Origin of the sequence: Devosia sp., from assembly GCF_025809055.1 — a bacterium.
Classification (GTDB): Bacteria; Pseudomonadota; Alphaproteobacteria; order Rhizobiales; family Devosiaceae; genus Devosia.
In genome coordinates, this window is record NZ_CP075529.1 from 3,256,981 (window position 1) to 3,272,458 (window position 15,478).

General features: G+C 64.5%; 17 protein-coding genes and 1 other RNA gene. 11 read left to right on the forward strand and 7 right to left on the reverse strand.

Annotation, left to right across the window (positions count from 1 at the left end):
- Positions 1-10 precede the first annotated feature (10 nt).
- Positions 11-106: signal recognition particle sRNA small type (gene ffs, locus KIT02_RS15985), an RNA gene on the reverse strand.
- Between the two features lie 44 nt (positions 107-150).
- Complete coding sequence (locus KIT02_RS15990; protein WP_297579911.1) at positions 151-948, reverse strand: IclR family transcriptional regulator; 798 nt, start codon at positions 946-948, stop codon at positions 151-153.
- A 177-nt stretch (positions 949-1,125) separates the two neighbouring features.
- On the opposite strand from KIT02_RS15990, the gene KIT02_RS15995 reads away from it, so the two are divergent.
- From KIT02_RS15995 to KIT02_RS16020, 6 genes are read left to right on the forward strand one after another with little or no spacing between them, the layout of a single operon-like run.
- Complete coding sequence (locus tag KIT02_RS15995; RefSeq protein ID WP_297579914.1) at positions 1,126-1,821, forward strand: fumarylacetoacetate hydrolase family protein; 696 nt, start codon at positions 1,126-1,128, stop codon at positions 1,819-1,821.
- Positions 1,818-2,465, forward strand: coding sequence for a maleylacetoacetate isomerase (gene maiA, locus KIT02_RS16000; RefSeq protein WP_297579917.1), 648 nt, complete (start codon positions 1,818-1,820; stop codon positions 2,463-2,465). Before KIT02_RS15995 ends, maiA begins: the two co-directional genes overlap by 4 nt.
- A 12-nt stretch (positions 2,466-2,477) precedes the next feature.
- On the forward strand, positions 2,478-3,572 hold the full coding sequence (locus tag KIT02_RS16005) for a cupin domain-containing protein (protein WP_297579919.1): 1,095 nt from the start codon (positions 2,478-2,480) through the stop codon (positions 3,570-3,572).
- Positions 3,569-4,156 (forward strand): maleylpyruvate isomerase N-terminal domain-containing protein, encoded by a 588-nt coding sequence (locus KIT02_RS16010; protein WP_297579922.1) that lies wholly within the window; start codon positions 3,569-3,571, stop codon positions 4,154-4,156. The genes KIT02_RS16005 and KIT02_RS16010 overlap by 4 nt, the downstream gene beginning before the upstream one ends.
- A gap of 58 nt (positions 4,157-4,214) precedes the next feature.
- A complete protein-coding gene (locus tag KIT02_RS16015) occupies positions 4,215-4,604 on the forward strand; it encodes a hypothetical protein (RefSeq protein WP_297579925.1) in 390 nt (129 codons plus the stop codon).
- A 35-nt stretch (positions 4,605-4,639) separates the two neighbouring features.
- Positions 4,640-5,104 (forward strand): DUF305 domain-containing protein, encoded by a 465-nt coding sequence (locus tag KIT02_RS16020; protein ID WP_297579928.1) that lies wholly within the window; start codon positions 4,640-4,642, stop codon positions 5,102-5,104.
- Between the two features lie 36 nt (positions 5,105-5,140).
- Here the strand turns inward: KIT02_RS16020 and KIT02_RS16025 are convergent, their stop codons facing one another.
- Positions 5,141-6,061, reverse strand: a complete 921-nt coding sequence (locus tag KIT02_RS16025) for a LysR family transcriptional regulator (protein WP_297579931.1) — start codon at positions 6,059-6,061, stop codon at positions 5,141-5,143.
- Between the two features lie 120 nt (positions 6,062-6,181).
- Between KIT02_RS16025 and KIT02_RS16030 the strand changes: the two genes are divergently transcribed.
- Complete coding sequence (locus tag KIT02_RS16030) at positions 6,182-7,162, forward strand: aldo/keto reductase (protein ID WP_297579934.1); 981 nt, start codon at positions 6,182-6,184, stop codon at positions 7,160-7,162.
- 46 nt (positions 7,163-7,208) lie between these two features.
- Positions 7,209-8,093 carry a DMT family transporter gene (locus KIT02_RS16035; protein ID WP_297579937.1) on the forward strand — a complete coding sequence of 295 codons (885 nt, stop codon included), beginning with the start codon at positions 7,209-7,211 and terminating at the stop codon, positions 8,091-8,093.
- Positions 8,094-8,099: 6 nt separating this feature from the next.
- Here the strand turns inward: KIT02_RS16035 and KIT02_RS16040 are convergent, their stop codons facing one another.
- Positions 8,100-8,642, reverse strand: coding sequence for a pseudouridine synthase (locus KIT02_RS16040; protein ID WP_297579940.1), 543 nt, complete (start codon positions 8,640-8,642; stop codon positions 8,100-8,102).
- Entirely contained in the window at positions 8,639-9,514 is an 876-nt protein-coding gene (locus KIT02_RS16045; RefSeq protein WP_297579945.1) for a DUF817 domain-containing protein, read from the reverse strand. The genes KIT02_RS16040 and KIT02_RS16045 overlap by 4 nt, the downstream gene beginning before the upstream one ends.
- A 97-nt stretch (positions 9,515-9,611) precedes the next feature.
- On the opposite strand from KIT02_RS16045, the gene KIT02_RS16050 reads away from it, so the two are divergent.
- Both KIT02_RS16050 and sthA read left to right on the forward strand, forming a co-directional pair.
- Entirely contained in the window at positions 9,612-10,478 is an 867-nt protein-coding gene (locus tag KIT02_RS16050; protein WP_297579948.1) for an LOG family protein, read from the forward strand.
- 107 nt (positions 10,479-10,585) lie between these two features.
- Positions 10,586-12,058, forward strand: a complete 1,473-nt coding sequence (gene sthA / locus KIT02_RS16055) for a Si-specific NAD(P)(+) transhydrogenase (RefSeq protein WP_297579951.1) — start codon at positions 10,586-10,588, stop codon at positions 12,056-12,058.
- Between the two features lie 57 nt (positions 12,059-12,115).
- Here the strand turns inward: sthA and KIT02_RS16060 are convergent, their stop codons facing one another.
- Positions 12,116-13,042, reverse strand: a complete 927-nt coding sequence (locus KIT02_RS16060; protein ID WP_297579954.1) for a pirin family protein — start codon at positions 13,040-13,042, stop codon at positions 12,116-12,118.
- A 95-nt stretch (positions 13,043-13,137) separates the two neighbouring features.
- Entirely contained in the window at positions 13,138-14,757 is a 1,620-nt protein-coding gene (locus tag KIT02_RS16065) for a PAS-domain containing protein (protein ID WP_297579957.1), read from the reverse strand.
- A 172-nt stretch (positions 14,758-14,929) separates the two neighbouring features.
- Between KIT02_RS16065 and mscL the strand changes: the two genes are divergently transcribed.
- On the forward strand, positions 14,930-15,376 hold the full coding sequence (gene mscL, locus KIT02_RS16070) for a large conductance mechanosensitive channel protein MscL (RefSeq protein ID WP_297579961.1): 447 nt from the start codon (positions 14,930-14,932) through the stop codon (positions 15,374-15,376).
- The last annotated feature ends 102 nt before the right edge of the window (positions 15,377-15,478 follow it).

The following is a 15,478-nucleotide window of genomic DNA, read 5'->3' on the forward strand; positions in this document are numbered from 1 at the left end:
TGAACAGATGAGTAGGAGGCTGGCATCGACCCGTGAGGATCTCGTTGGGGCTGCTTCCTTCCGGACCTGACCCGGTTGGCGAGGAACACGTCCGCGCCAACCTCCCGGCGCCTATATGCGGATTATTGGTTTGGGATGCAAGAGGTGTGGTCAGCGTCCCGGACTGTCCACGGGTTGGCGCTGGCTTGAAAATTCGCGGCCGAAGGCTTCGAGTTCAAGCATGGGCGCGGAGCCCGGCGCGATACTGGCCGGATCGGTACCGACGATGCTGACCACCGCCTGCGCCTCGCCCTGCCAATCGAGGATCGGGACGGCGGCGGAGACCAGGCCCGGCATGAAGCGCCCGTCGACATGGGCATATCCTTGCTGGCGAATGGCCTGGATCAACCCCTCGATTCCATCCCGGGTTGGTTTGGCATCCGGCAAAAGGCCCGGATTCCGGCGCGCCAGCTTCAACTCCTCCTCGAGGTTCCGCTCGAGACCCGCGCGTGGATACCAGGCGAGAAATGCCCGACCCGACGCCGAGTTCAACAACGGCAATGAGGTGCCCAGGCCCATCGAGGTCACGGCGGGGACGGCGCCGCGCTCCCAGCGGACGACGGTGGCGCCGCCATTGCCCCAGACGGTCAGCAGCGCCGTCATCCCGGTCCGCAGCGACAGGGCACCAAGCCCGTCGGCGGTGCGGTTTACAAAGTCGTGGCGGGCGATGGCGGCAAGGCCCAACTGCATCGCGGCCGGACCGATGTCATATTGTCCGGAGCGCCCCTCCTGCCGGACGAGGCCCGTGGAAACGAAGGTCGTCAGGTAGCGATGCACCTTGCTCGGGGGCATACCGCATTCCCGTGCGATTTCGGTGAGCGTGGTGGCCCCGTTCAGGCCGGCCAGGTGCAGCAGGACCTTGAGCGCCGCTTCCAGTGATTTCGTGCCCTGCGCGCCGCTGCCGTTCATTGCCATCCCCAATTCCGTGCTCGCCATAGGCCATGGATTGTACCGAACCGCAAGCCGGGCCAAGAGTTGCATTTCTACATATTAGAATGAATTGCATAATATAGAAATTAGCTCTAGGGTCGCCCCAACCCGAAATGGCCGCGCATCACCGCGCCGATCAATGCCCAGGAGGTCCCGATGGCGTTTGTTTTCCCCCCGGCAGCCCAGCCCAGTGTCGCCGTGTTCGAAAGCGACCTGCGGTTTCCGGTGCGGCGCATTTTCTGCGTGGGTCGCAACTACGCCGCCCATGCACGCGAAATGGGCAAGGATCCTGACCGCGACCCGCCCTTCTTCTTCACCAAGCCAGCCGACGCCGTGGTCGACAGCGCCGAAGTGGTGGCCTATCCGCCCGAGACCGGCAATTTCCACTACGAAGCCGAACTCGTGGTCGCCATCGGCAAGGCCGGCTCCGACATCGCCGAGGCGCAGGCGCTGGATCACGTCTGGGGCTATGCGGTGGGCAATGACCTGACCCGCCGCGACCTGCAACTGGCGGCCCGGGAACAGGGGCGGCCATGGGACTGGGGCAAGGCCTTCGATCGCTCGGCCGTAATCGGACCGGTTCGTCCGGTGGCGCGCCACGGGCATTTTTCGAGCGGCGCCATCTCGCTGAGCGTGAACGGGCAGTCCCGCCAGCGCTCGGATATCGACCAGCTCATCTGGTCGGTCGAGGAGATCATCGCCATTCTCTCGCGGTCGATGACCCTGCAGCCGGGCGACCTGATCATGACCGGCACGCCCGAAGGCGTTGGCCAGCTTGTCCCCGGCGATGTCTGCGTTGTCGCCATCGAGGGGCTGGGCGAAATCTCGACGACCATCGGTCCGGCGCGATGACCCTGCGGCTGCACAATTTCTTTCGGTCTTCGACCTCGACGCGCCTGCGGGCTGCCCTCAACCTCAAGGGCCTGCCTTATGATTACGTCGGCTATTCGCTGCGGGACGGGCAAACCCGCACACCGCAATTTCTGGCCCTCAATCCGGCTGGGCTGGTCCCGGTTCTGGAACGGGACGATGGGGTGGTCCTGACCCAGTCGCTTGCAATAATCGAATGGCTGGAGGAGACAATGCCCACGCCGCCGCTGCTGCCGGCGGATGCGGACGGCCGCGCCCGCGTGCGGGCCCTCGCCTATATGCTGGCCTGTGAAATCCACCCGCTCAACAATCTGCGCGTGCTGCGCCGGCTGAACGAGCAGTTTGGCGCGGACGAGGCTGCGCAGGAGGCCTGGTTTGTTCATTGGGTCAAGGCAACATTCGATGCGTTCGAGATCAGCCTGGCATCGAGCGCCGCCACCGGCCGCTACTGCCACGGCGATGTGCCGGGCCTGGCCGATATCTGCCTCTATGCGCAGGTCTGGAACAATCGTCGCTTTGCCATAGACGGCAGCGCCTGGCCGACCATCGACCGCATTTTTGCCGCGCTCGACGCGCTCCCCGCCTTTCGTGATGCCGCACCGCCCAATCAACCCGACGCCAGCTAAGAGGAGACGGCCATGAAAGACGCGACGCCCGCCCATGCCATGCAGCCCGAAGAGACGCCGGAGCTCAAGGCGCTCTACAAAGGCTTTGAGGCCGAAAGCCTGATGCCGCTCTGGACGCAGCTGGGCGATCTCATGCCGGTTCATCCCAAGCCGCGGGCACAGGCCCATGTCTGGAAATGGGCCAATCTGCTGCCTCTGGCCGAAGCTTCTGGCCGCCTGGTGCCGGTCGGGCGGGGCGGGGAGCGGCGCGCCATCGGCCTTGCCAATCCAGGGCTGGCGCCGCACGCCTATGTCACGCCCACGCTCTGGGCCGCTATCCAGTATCTGGGGCCCAGGGAAACCGCGCCCGAACACCGCCATGCCCAGAATGCCTTCCGCTTCGTGGTCGAGGGTGAAGGCGTATGGACCGTGGTCAATGGCGATCCGGTGCGGATGAGCCGGGGCGACCTGTTGCTGACGCCGGGCTGGAATTTTCATGGCCATCACAATGATACCGACCAGCCCATGGCCTGGATCGACGGGCTCGACATTCCGTTCAGCCACCACAACGATGTCGGCTTTTTTGAGTTCGGGTCCGAGCGGGTGACCGATTATGCGACCCCGAACTTCTCGCGCGCAGAGCGGCTTTGGGGCCATCCCGGCCTGCGCCCGCTTTCGGGCCTGCGCGATGCGGTCAGTTCGCCCCTCAGCGCCTATCGCTGGGTGCATACCGACGCGGCCCTGACCGAACAGCTTCTGCTCGAGGACGAAGGCCAGCCGGCAACGCTGGAGCCGGGCCATGCCGCCATTCGCTACGTCAACCCGACCACCGGGGGCGATGTCATGCCCACCATTCGCTGCGAGTTCCACCGCCTGCGCGAGGGCGGCTCGACACCGGCGCGGCGGGAGGTCGGTTCGTCGGTCTTTCAGGTGTTTGAAGGGCAGGGCAGCGTCAGTCTCAACGGCACGGTTCACACGCTCGAAAAGGGCGATCTCTTCGTTGTGCCATCCTGGGTAAGCTGGTCGCTCGAGGCGCAGAGCCAGTTCGACCTGTTCCGTTTTTCCGATGCGCCGATCATGGAGCGGCTCAGTTTCATGCGCGTCCAGGTCGAGGGCGAAATGCCGTGAGCCTCGGAGCCGCCCAATACGCCCTGCGGCAGAGACAGGGCGCGGGTGCGCGCTATGACGCGGCCGGTGCCCCGCATGACGACCTGCTGCTGGTGCGTCGCGGCACGGCCTATTGCGCCCGCAATCTCAATGCGCTCAGCGACGACGCGCTGGCAGAACCATCACCGCGACAGGGTCTGAGCCAGGGTGCGCTGGTTGTCGGCCTTTGCCTTGAGGCGCGAAGCCTGGCGCATCATCTGCAATGGGCGCGAACCGGGCTGGCGCCGGAGGAGGACGCGATCCTGGGATACGCGCCTGCCGACCTTGAGCTGGGCAGTACCTTGCCGCCGCGCGCCATTCGCACGCTGTTCGATCACAGTTGCGTGCACCTTGATGTCGAATGGCGCGATCTCAGCGATGCCGACTGGACAAAATACCTGCCTGGCGATCCCGGCCGCCGTGTTGCCGAGACCCCGGGGCAGCGCGCCCGATCGATCTGGATCGCCGGCTTCCAGCTTGCCGCGCGGCCGCGCCTGGCGGATGTGCCGGAACGTCTGCGGGAGGCGGTGACCTTGGCCCGAGGCGGCCAGAGCATCACCCCTTGACCTTCCCACCGGTGGAAGGTTCATAGCATTTGGCGACACCGCGAAGGACGTCGCCGCCATGCCGAAATTCAACTTTTTCAGCCGCACCGGAAAGCCGCGGCGCCCATCGTCCGATCGGCGGGCGCTGGCGCGCCAGTTCGCGGTCTGGCTGGTTGCGGTTGCGGCGATCCTGAGCATGGGGCTGCATCACGCGGCCATGGCTGCACCCGCGCCGGTCCACCACGCGCCGATGGCCATGCACGCCCATGACGGCATGCCACCCGCGCCCGCGGCACCGCATACGGTCATGATCTGCTGTGGGCTCGGCATGTGCCTTTCCGGCCTGCCGGTTTCCGGGCCGATCGCGCTGGAGCGGCGGCCACTGCCAATGGGACGAGCCATTGCCGGCAGTCTCGACCGGCGCTGGACCCCCGGCCTTATCGAACGCCCGCCAAAGTTCCTGTCCTGAACCCCGACCACAAAACGCAATCAAGGATATTGGAAATGACACTGATCAATCGGGCGCTTGCCGCCTCCGTCTTCGTTCTCGCCGCCTCCCTGCCAGCCTTGGCGCAGGACGCCCATGCGGGCCATGACATGGCCGCCATGGGCGGCAAGGGTGGCGCCGACCTGCCTGACATCTGCCTTGTGGAAGAAGGCCACGACGCCATGGCCGCGGGCATGGGCATGGACCATGCGGGGATGGACGAAGCCCATACCGATCTCATGTTCGGCATGGACGAGACCAACCGGCAGATGATGCAGGCCATGCAGGTCGAGGATATCGACGTGGCCTTCGTTTGCGGCATGATCCCCCACCACCAGGCGGCGATCAACATGGCCAAGGCCGAGCTCGAACACGGTGACAATCAGTGGGCCCGCGACATGGCCCAGAAGATCATCGATGCCCAGGAGCAGGAAATCGCCGACATGTTGGCCTGGCTCGAGGGCGAAGGGACCAACGAATAGCAGTGCTGCCGGGCGCGCCTTGGGCGCGTCCGGACTTCATGCCGGCGTTTTGGGTGCCGGCGGCGTGACCGGGCCGCGATAGCGCATTGCGTCGATGAACAGTTGGAAAGCGGCCGAGTGCTGGCGATTGGGATAGTAGAGATGATAGCCCTCGAATGTGGGCATCCAGTCGCCGAGGACCTGCACGAGCGCACCTGACTGCAGCAACTCGTAGGTGACGTCTTCCGGGACGCAGCCGATTCCATGCCCGGCCAGGGCGGCTTTCAGCACGTGCGCGGAGCCATTGAAGGCCAGCTGACCATCCACCCGCACGTTGAGCCTGCGGCCGTCCTTTTCGAACTCCCAGGCGTAAAATCCGCCATAGGAAATCAGCCGCAGATTGATGCAGTTGTGCCCGGTCAACTCGTCGGGGCTGCGCGGAATGGGCCGGTCGGCAAAGTAGCTTGGGGCCGCCACGACGGCCATGCGCCAATCCGGGGCAATGCGGGTGGCAATCATGTCGCGGGCCACTTCCTCCCCCAGCCGCACGCCCGCGTCATAGCCCTTTTCGACGATATCGATCAGCCCGTTCTCGACATCGACTTCCACCCGGATTTCGGGATAGCGGGCGGCAAAGGCGTCCAACCGCGGCCAGATCGCCGTCTTGAGCGCATGATCGCTCGAATTGATGCGAATGGTGCCCGCAGGCACATCGCGCAGGTCAGACAGCGCCTGCAACTCGGCATTGATTTCATCCAGATGCGGACCGATGCCGGCCAGCAGGCGCCGCCCCGCATCGGTGGGCGTGACGCTGCGGGTGGTGCGGGTGAGCAGGCGCATGCCGATCCGCAGTTCAAGATTGCGAATGGTGCGGCTGAGCGCGGACTGCGAGGTGCCCAGCTTGGCAGCGGCCGCGGTGAAACTGCGTTCCTGCGCCACGGCAATCAGGGCGGTCAGATCATTGAGATTTTCGCGCATGGATTAATATCCCAAATGCATAAGTACAATCGAATTTGACCGGATTATCGACAAAAGGCCAGAGGCCTAAGATGCATCGTGGATCGGCCTAACGATCTCAAACGCACAAAGGAGCCCGCCATGCAGACCCGCACACTTGGCAAGAACGGATTGACGGTATCGGCCATGGGCCTCGGCTGCATGGGCATGAGCCAGTCCTATGCACCCTTTCCCGACCGGCAGACCTCCATCGACCTGATCCGCGCGGCAGTTGATCGCGGTGTGACCTTTTTCGATACCGCGGAAGTCTATGGCCCTTTTACCAATGAAGAGCTGGTGGGGGAGGCGTTGCGGCCGCTGCGCGACCGGGTGATCATCGCCACAAAATTTGGTTTTGCCTATGAGAACGGCAAGTCGATCGGCCCCGACAGCCGCCCGGAAAACATGCGCCGGGCACTCGAAGGCTCGTTGCAGCGGCTGGGCGTCGAAACCATCGACCTCTATTACCAGCATCGCGTCGATCCGAACGTGCCCATCGAAGATGTGGCCGGAGAAGTCAGCCGCTTCATCGCCGAGGGCAAGGTGCGCTATTTCGGCATGTCGGAAGCCGGGCTCGACACCATCCGGCGCGCCCACAAGGTGCAGGCCGTCACCGCGCTGCAGAACGAATATTCGCTGTGGTTCCAGCGCCCGCCCGTGCTCGACCTGTGCGAGGAACTGGGCATCGGCCTGGTGCCCTATAGCCCGCTCGGCAAGGGTTTCCTGACTGGCAAGATCGATGCAGACCGGACCTTTGCATCCACCGATATCCGCAGCACCATTCCCCGTTTCCAGCAGGAGGCGCGGGTGGCAAACCAGGCAATTGTCGAACTGCTGACCATGATCGGCGACGAGCGGTCTGCAAGTCCGGCCCAGGTGGCGCTTGCCTGGCTGATGGCCCAGAAGCCATGGATCGTGCCGATCCCCGGCACCACGAAGCTGCATCGCCTCGAGGAAAATCTGGCCGCCGTGGACCTGGTCCTGTCAGCGGACGACCTTGCCCGCATCGATGCGGCGGCGGCGGAGATCAAGATCGAAGGTGCCCGCTATTCGGAAGCTGCCGAGAAAGCCACGGGACTGTGAGCCAACCATGACCGCAAGCAGCGCGACAAAGCCCGGTGGCCCAGCCATGGCCGTCCCACAGGACATGGCGCGGCCCCTGCTCGGCATCGGGCTCGCCGTTTTGGCGACGGTGCTGTTTGCGGCCCATGACGTGGTCAATAAGCACCTCTTGGCCAGCTATGATGTGCCATTGGTCTCGGCCATGCGTTACCTGGTCCACCTGATGCTGATGGTCGCCATTCTCGGGCCGGTGCAGGGCCGCCAGCTGGTCACGACGCAAAGGACGGGCCTTGTCGTCGTGCGCGCGCTGTGCCTCGTGGTAGCGACCCTGTTCATGGGCCTGGCGCTGCAATTGATGCCATTGGCAGAGACCACGGCCATCATCTATCTCTCGCCGATCATGGTCGTGCTTCTTGCTCGCCCGATCCTGGGCGAACAGATCGGCCTGTTCGGCTGGATCGGCGCCATCGGCGGCTTTGTGGGGGTCCTGCTGATCGTCCGCCCCGGTGGCGGGCTCGATCCATTGGGCGTCGTCTTTGCCCTGTGCAATGTCGGCGTCACCGTCGCCTATTACCTGCTGTCCCGCATCCTGGCGCGCAGCGAAAAGACCCTGGCCCTGTTGTTCTATTCGGCCCTGGCAGGCGCAGTCTGCTTCGGTCTTTTGGCGCCATGGTACTGGTTCGGCACCATGCCCAGTGCTCTCGACCTGTTGCTATTTGCGAGCCTCGGCGTGCTTGCAGCGCTTGGCCATTATTGCTTCACCGCTGCCTATCGCCACGCCCCGGCCTCGGTCCTGGCACCCATCAGCTATGCCCACCTGTTGTGGGCCGGGGTTTTGGGCTGGATTGTCTTCAACCAGTTTCCCGATGCCATTGGCCTTGCCGGCATGGGGCTGATCGGAGCGGCAGGCGTTCTGGTCGCGCTGCATTCATCCCGGCGCCGCAAGGGCTGAGACGGTTTAGCGGGTGGGGCGCGGCGCATCCCGCCATTGGCCGGGGGCCAGTCCGTCCAGGGACCAGTCGCCGATGCTCCAGCGCACCAGGCGCAGGGTCGGCAGGCCGACGGCGGCCGTCATGCGGCGCACCTGCCGGTTACGCCCCTCGCTGATGGTCAGCGAAAGCCAGCTATCGGGCACGCTCTTGCGATAGCGCACCGGCGGATCGCGCGGCCAGAGGTCTGGAGCTTCGATCTGCTGGGCCTGGGCAGGGCGGGTCCGGCCATCCTTGAGGTCGACGCCAGCGCGCAATCGGTCGAGAGCCGCCGCATCGGGTTCGCCCTCCACCTGCACCAGATAGGTCTTGGGCAGCTTGAACCTGGGGTCCGAAATGCGCGCCTGCAGCTTGCCATCGTCCGTCAGCAGCAGCAGGCCTTCGCTGTCCTTGTCCAGCCGGCCGGCCGGATAGACGCCCTTGACGGCGATGTAGTCGGCCAGGGTCGCGCCCTCGCCGGTAAACTGGGTCAGCACGTTATAGGGCTTGTTGAAAACAATGAGGCGCGTCACGTCGTCCGGTCGCTGCTGGGCTGGGAGCCATGGGGGCGGGGTGGGTGTACCAGGGTCACCAGCACCACCGATATCATCATCAGCAGATACCATGAACCCAGTTTGCCCCAACTGACCAAGGTCCAGCCGTTTGCCTGCTCGGGATAGATCCAGGCGCGGCTCCAGGTGCCGATATTTTCTGCGATCCAGATGAAGAGCGCCACTAGCAGGAAAGCGAGCAGCATGGGCATGACATGGCGGAAGCGAAACACCCGGTAATGCATGACGCTGCGCCCGTAGAGGACGGCGATCGCGGCGAAGAGGAACCATCGGAAGTCGAAGATGAAATGGTGCGAGAAGAAATTGGCATAGATGGCGACGGCCAGGAGCGCCGTCGTCCAGACCGGCGGATAGCGGGTGAAGGTGATGTCGAAGATGCGCTGGATGCGGGCCATGTAGGAGCCGACACAGGCATACATGAAGCCCGAAAACAGCGGCACGCCACCGAGGCGGAAGACGGCATCCTCGGGGTAGATCCAGGACCCGGCAGCGGTCTTGAACAGTTCCATGCCGGTGCCGACAACGTGGAAGATGAGGATGACGCGCGCTTCGTCCAGGGTTTCCAGCTTGAAGATGATCATCCCGGCCTGGATCGCCAGCGCGGCAATGAACCAGAGGTCGTAGCGATTGAGACCGATCTCGGGCCAGTAGAGGCTTGTGACGAGAATCATCGCCAGCATCAGGCCGCCAAACAGGCATGCCCAGGCCTGCTTGAGCCCGAAAACCACGAACTCCACGAGGCCATCGACAACCCGCCCGCGCGGCAGGCGGGCCAATACGCCATGGGCCGCGTCGTCGATCGCCGCTTCCACACTCGTGAACCGATTGGCCATGCCCCGCCCTTGCCCGAACCACTCGGTCTGGTTATGCCCTTTTGAAAGGCGCCGAATTGTGGCGCGCCGCTTGCCGCGGCACAACCAGGAGCAGACATTGGCCAAACGCCGTCATCCAACCTCGTTGCGCACCTCGGGCGAGGACATCGCCGTCTCCCGCAAGGCTCCCGATACGCCCCAGACGCGAAGCGCGGCCTATCGCCTGGCCTTTGCCGACGATGAGTTCATGACGTCCGAGGATACGCGTGGCGTCCGCTTCCAGCTCGAATATCTCAAGCCCGAATTTCGCCTGCGCGAGCATGGCATCAATTCGACCGTCGTGCTGTTTGGCGGCGCGCGCATTCCCGAGCCCGGCAAGCCGGCCTGGGCGGCGCGCAATGAAGTGCAGAAGAAAAATCTTGAGGCCGCCTCCCGCTATTACGAGGAAGCCCGCCGCTTTGCCCAATTGGCGTCGCTGACCTCGGCGGCACTCGACTATAAGGAATTCGTGGTGGTTACCGGCGGCGGGCCGGGCGTGATGGAGGCGGGCAACCGCGGCGCCGCCGACGTCGATGCCCCCTCGATCGGCCTCAATATCGTGCTGCCGCACGAACAGGCGCCCAATCTTTATGTCACGCCGGACCTGTCGTTCAATTTCCACTATTTCGCCACCCGCAAGATCCACTTCCTGATGCGCGCCAAGGCCGTGGCCGTGTTTCCGGGCGGGTTCGGGACGCTGGACGAGTTCTTCGAGACGCTGACCCTGATCCAGACCGGCCGCATGGACCGTATTCCGCTCCTGCTGTTCGGCAAGGAATTCTGGACCCGGGTGATCAATCTCGAGGCCCTGGCCGAAGCGGGCACCATCTCCCCCGACGATCCGGACCTGTTCGCCGTGGTCGATACCGCCGAGGAAGGCTGGGACGTGGTGCGCCAATTCCACAACCTGCCGGCCGTATCGCTGCCCGAGATCAGCCCGGAATAAATGCCGGCCCGCAGGGCGGACCTGCACCGGCCCGGCTGGGCAAGCCTTAACCGCAATGCCACACTGTGCCGCTAAAGTGACCGGCAACAGACCGTGGGGATGCGCGCGTGGAACATTTTGATCTGGTGGTCATCGGTTCGGGGCCTGCCGGGCGCCGCGCGGCCATACAGGCGGCAAAGCTGGGCCGCTCGGTGCTGGTGGTCGAAAACCGGCTGCGCCTGGGCGGCGTATCGGTCCATACCGGCACCATTCCATCCAAGACCCTGCGCGAAACCGTGCTCAACCTCTCCGGCTGGCGCGAGCGCGGATTTTACGGCCTGTCCTATCGCGTCAAGAAGGACATCGAGGGCAAGGATCTCGGCGCCCGGCTGCGCAAGACGCTGGACTACGAGATCGAGGTGCTGGAGCACCAGTTTGCCCGCAATGGCGTGCGCACCTTTGGCGGCATCGCCCGCTTCCGGGACGACCACCATATCTGCGTGACCGATCATGCCGGAGAGGAACACGTCTTCGGCTTCGACTTTGCCGTCATTGCTGTCGGCACTGCGCCCTTCCGTCCGCCAACCATCGCCTTTGACGATCATACGGTGATGGATAGCGACAGCCTCGTCTCCGAACTGCGGGTGCCGCGCAGCCTGACCGTGGTCGGCGCCGGGGTGATCGGCATCGAATATGCGACGATCTTTTCGGCGCTCGACGTGCCGGTCACCATCATCGAGCCACGCGACAATTTCCTCGATTTCATCGACCGCGAGATCATCGAGGAATTTACCCATGACCTGCGTCAGCGCGGCGTCACCATCCGCCTCGGCTCCAAGGTCGAACGCGTCGAGCGCGATGGGCAGGGCTGGGCCATCGCCATCATGACCGATGGCCGGCAGGTGCGGTCTGACATGCTGCTCTATGCCGCCGGCCGGGTGGGCGCCACCGCCGATCTGGGCCTCGATTGCTGCGGGGTCGAGCCGGACGAACGTGGACGGCTCAAGGTCGATCCCGACACCTTTCAGACCCAGATCCCGCATATCTATGCCGCTGGCGATGTCATCGGCTTTCCGGCACTGGCCTCGACCTCGATGGAGCAGGGCCGTATCGCCGCGCTGCACGCTTTTGGCGCCAAGATGCCGCCGGCTCCGGATTTCTTCCCCTATGGCATCTATGCCGTGCCCGAAATTTCCACTATCGGGCTGACCGAGGCGCAAGTCCGCGTGCAGAATATTCCCTACGAATGCGGCGTGGCCCGCTTCCGCGAAACTTCGCGCGGGCACATCATGGGCCTGCAATCGGGCATGATGAAGATGATCGTGTCGCTCGAGACCCGCAAACTGCTCGGCGTGCATATCGTCGGCGAGGGCGCGACCGAGCTGATTCACATTGGCCAGGCGGTGCTGAACCTGGGCGCCACGCTCGACTATTTCGTTGAGAACACCTTCAACTACCCGACCCTGGCGGAAGCCTACAAGATCGCCGCGCTCGACGCCTGGAACCGCATGCCGCGGGTGACGCCGGTGGCCCCCGTCGCTGACAAGGCGACCGCGACGCCCGATGCCAGCGCGGAGACGCCAGCACCGGGCAAGGAATAGGCGTCCGCCTCAAGCCCTGGAACCGGCGCTGCCCTCGGACCTGACCCGGGGGACGACCTAGTAACTCTTTTCCGGCAGCGGGATGAACTCGGTCTCGTCCGGGACGGGGCCGAAGCGGGCCTGTTTCCAGTCTTCCTTGGCCTGCTCGATCCGCTCCTGGCTGGAGGAGACGAAATTCCACCAGATATAGCGCGGCCCTGCGAGCGCCGTGCCGCCGAGGAACATCATGCGCGCGGGCGATGTCGCGGTCACGGTAATGGCATCGCCGGGCCGGAAGACCAGGAGGCGCGGGCCCTCGAAACTGTCCCCGGCGATGTCGATCGTGCCGCTGACCAGGTAGATCGCCCGCTCTTCATAGTCGGGGTCGAGCGGCGCGCTCATGCCCTCGCCCAACTGCACCTCGACATAGAACCAGTCCGAAGTGGTGCGCACCGGCGCCGTCTTGCCGAAGGCACTGCCGGCAATGATGCGAGCAGCAAAGCCGGTATCGCTGACATTGGGCAGCGTATCGGCGGCAAAGTGCTGGAAGCTGGGGTCGATTTCTTCCCGCCCCTCGGGCAGCGCGATCCAGCTCTGCAGGCCCAGCAAGGTGTGGCCATCGGCGCGCTCGACATCGGGCGTGCGCTCGGAATGGGCGATGCCGCGCCCCGCCGTCATCAGGTTCATGGCGCCTGGGCGGATGTCCTGGATATTTCCCTCGCTGTCGCGATGGGTGATCTTGCCGTCGAAGAGATAACTGACCGTCGCCAGCCCGATATGAGGGTGGGGTTTGACGTCCATGCCCTGGCCGGCAAGGAACTGCACCGGCCCGAAATGGTCGAAGAAGATGAACGGGCCCACCATCTGCCGCTTGCCATGGGGCAGTGCCCGCCGCACCGGGAAGCCGCCGCCCAGATCGCGCGTACGCGGCACGACCACCAGTTCCAGCGCGTCGCAGCTTTGCTTGTCTCCGGCAATGGGATCGTAATCGGGCAACCAGGTCATGGGTGTCTCCTTTCATCCCGAGACTGACGCCGGACTGGCCCGATGTCGAGGCGGCACAGGGATGTGACCAGGGGTAAGGGGTTTGGCGTGGGCAATCAGCCCGGACGCTGCGCACCGCTGCTCTGATTGGCCAGCCCGCTGATGGCAGCCCGCAGCGCCGCCGGCTTGACCGGCTTGGTCACCACGGCAATCCCGCGGTCCTCGGCCAGGGTGCGGACTGCCGGGCTCCGGTCGGCGGTGACCAGCGCGGCCGGCAGGTGGCCACCCACATTGTGCCGCAGCCATTCGATGGCATCGAGGCCCGAGGTCTGGTCGAGATGATAGTCCATGAGCACCAGATCGGGATACCAGCCTTCGAGCAGGCGCTCCCGGTCGATCTGCTTGAGCGAGAGGGCGGTGCGCACCTCGCAGCCCCAATGGGTCAGCAGCCCCTCCATGGCTTCGAGAATGGCGCGTTCATTGTCGACGCACAGCACCTTGAGATTGAGCGTGCCGACAACCGGCTCGGCGCCTGTATTGCCGCCCGTTGCGCCGAGCCGCGCATTGCGCTGGATCGGCAGATAGAGCGAAAAGCGCGAGCCGCGGCCCTCGACGCTGTCGAGTTCCAGCGTCAGGCCAAGGGCGGCGACAAGACGTTGGACGATGGACAGGCCCAGCCCGAGGCCCTGCGCCATGCGCGCCCCGCGTTCGAGCCGCGAAAATTCGGCAAAGACCAGTCTGTGCTGGTCTCGATTGAAGCCGATGCCGGTATCGACCACGTCGAGGCGCAGCCGGTTGCCGCGCCGCCGCACGCCCACCAGCACCTTGCCGCCGGACGGCGTGTATTTGATCGCATTGGAGACCAGGTTCTGAACGATCCGGCTTACCAGGGTCCGATCTGCCAAGATGGCGCTGCGCGAAGCGACGATGCGCAGCGAAATGCTGCGTTCGCGCGCCATGGGGGCGAATTCGACCTCGATTTTCTTGAGCAGGTCCTGCGTTCCCACCACGGTCGGCGCGGGCTTGAGCGCGCCGCTGTCGATGCGGGAAATGTCGAGCAGGGCCGACATGATGTCCTCCACCGCCGTCAGCGACGCCTCGATCGAATTGGCCAGGTCGGCAAAGGCCGTGGACTTGGCGCGCTCGATCAGCGTCGAGGTGTAGAGGCGCGCCGCATTGAGCGGCTGCAGCAGGTCATGGCTGGCCGCGGCCAGAAACCGGGTCTTGTCATTGTTGGCGGCGTCGGCCTTGGCCCGGGCCTGCTCAAGCTCGGCATTGACCAGTTGCAGGGCCGCCGTGCGTTCCTCCACCCGCCGCTCCAGCGTCTGGTTGACCTGCGCGACCTGCGTTTCGGCCAGGGACCGGTCGGTGACGTCGGCAAAGCTGATGACCAGGCCCCCATTGGGTAGGCGGCTCGAATGAAATTCCAGCGTCTGGCCCACGCCGCCGCGCCTTTGGCTGATCGTCGTGGGGGCGGAGGTGAGCAGGTTGATGCGCTCGATGGCCAGCCGGGCCGCGTCTCCCTCACCGAGGTCGCCGCGCTCGGCCATGAACAGGGCCAGGTCGAACAGCGCCGTGCCCGGGCGGGTCAGGTCGGCCGGCAGGTCGAGCAGGTCATTGTAGCGGGTGTTGGAGGTCACCAGCCGCAGCCCGGCATCGAACACCGCGATCCCTTGCGGAATGTGGTTTATTGCCAGCCGTAGGGCGGTCGCCGGGTCTTCCGGATGCAATGGCATGAGCGTGTCGGTGGGGCCTTGAATTGTTGTTCTTCCGGTTATCGGCCCGGCGGCGCTGCGGCGCAAGGTGACCTTCGAACCATTGCTTTTACCGAAAACTCGGGGCAATCCTTAGGTTCGGCTGGCACCAAAGCCGAGTCAAAGGGCCAAACATCAAGCGAGAGGGCTAACAATGAGCGGCTTCGTCAAAGAATTCCGGGACTTTGCAATCAAGGGTAACATGATCGACCTGGCGATCGGTGTGATCATCGGCGCTGCCTTCGGCGCCATCGTCTCCTCGATTGTCGACGACATCTTCATGCCGCTCATCGGCCTGATCATCGGCGGGGTCGATTTCTCCAATCTCTTCGTCGTGCTCTCCAACCCCAACAACGTGGCCGTGCAGTCCGTTGCCGCCGCCAAGGAAGCCGGCGTTTCGACCCTCAATATCGGCCTGTTCATCAACGCCGTGGTCAAGTTCACCATCATTGCCTTCGTGCTGTTCCTGGTGGTCAAGGGCATCAACTCGATGAAGCGCGAAGCGGCCAAGGAGCCGGTGGAAACCGCGCCTGCGCCGACCAAGGAGGAAATCCTCCTGACCGAAATTCGCGACGCCCTGCGCGCCGGCAACAAGACCTGATCGACGTCATAGGCCGGCTCGTCCGGCCTATTTCGCGGCGACAGAGTAGGAATAAATGCAGTTGACGGCCCGCTAATAGGCAAATATACAATTTTACGTAGG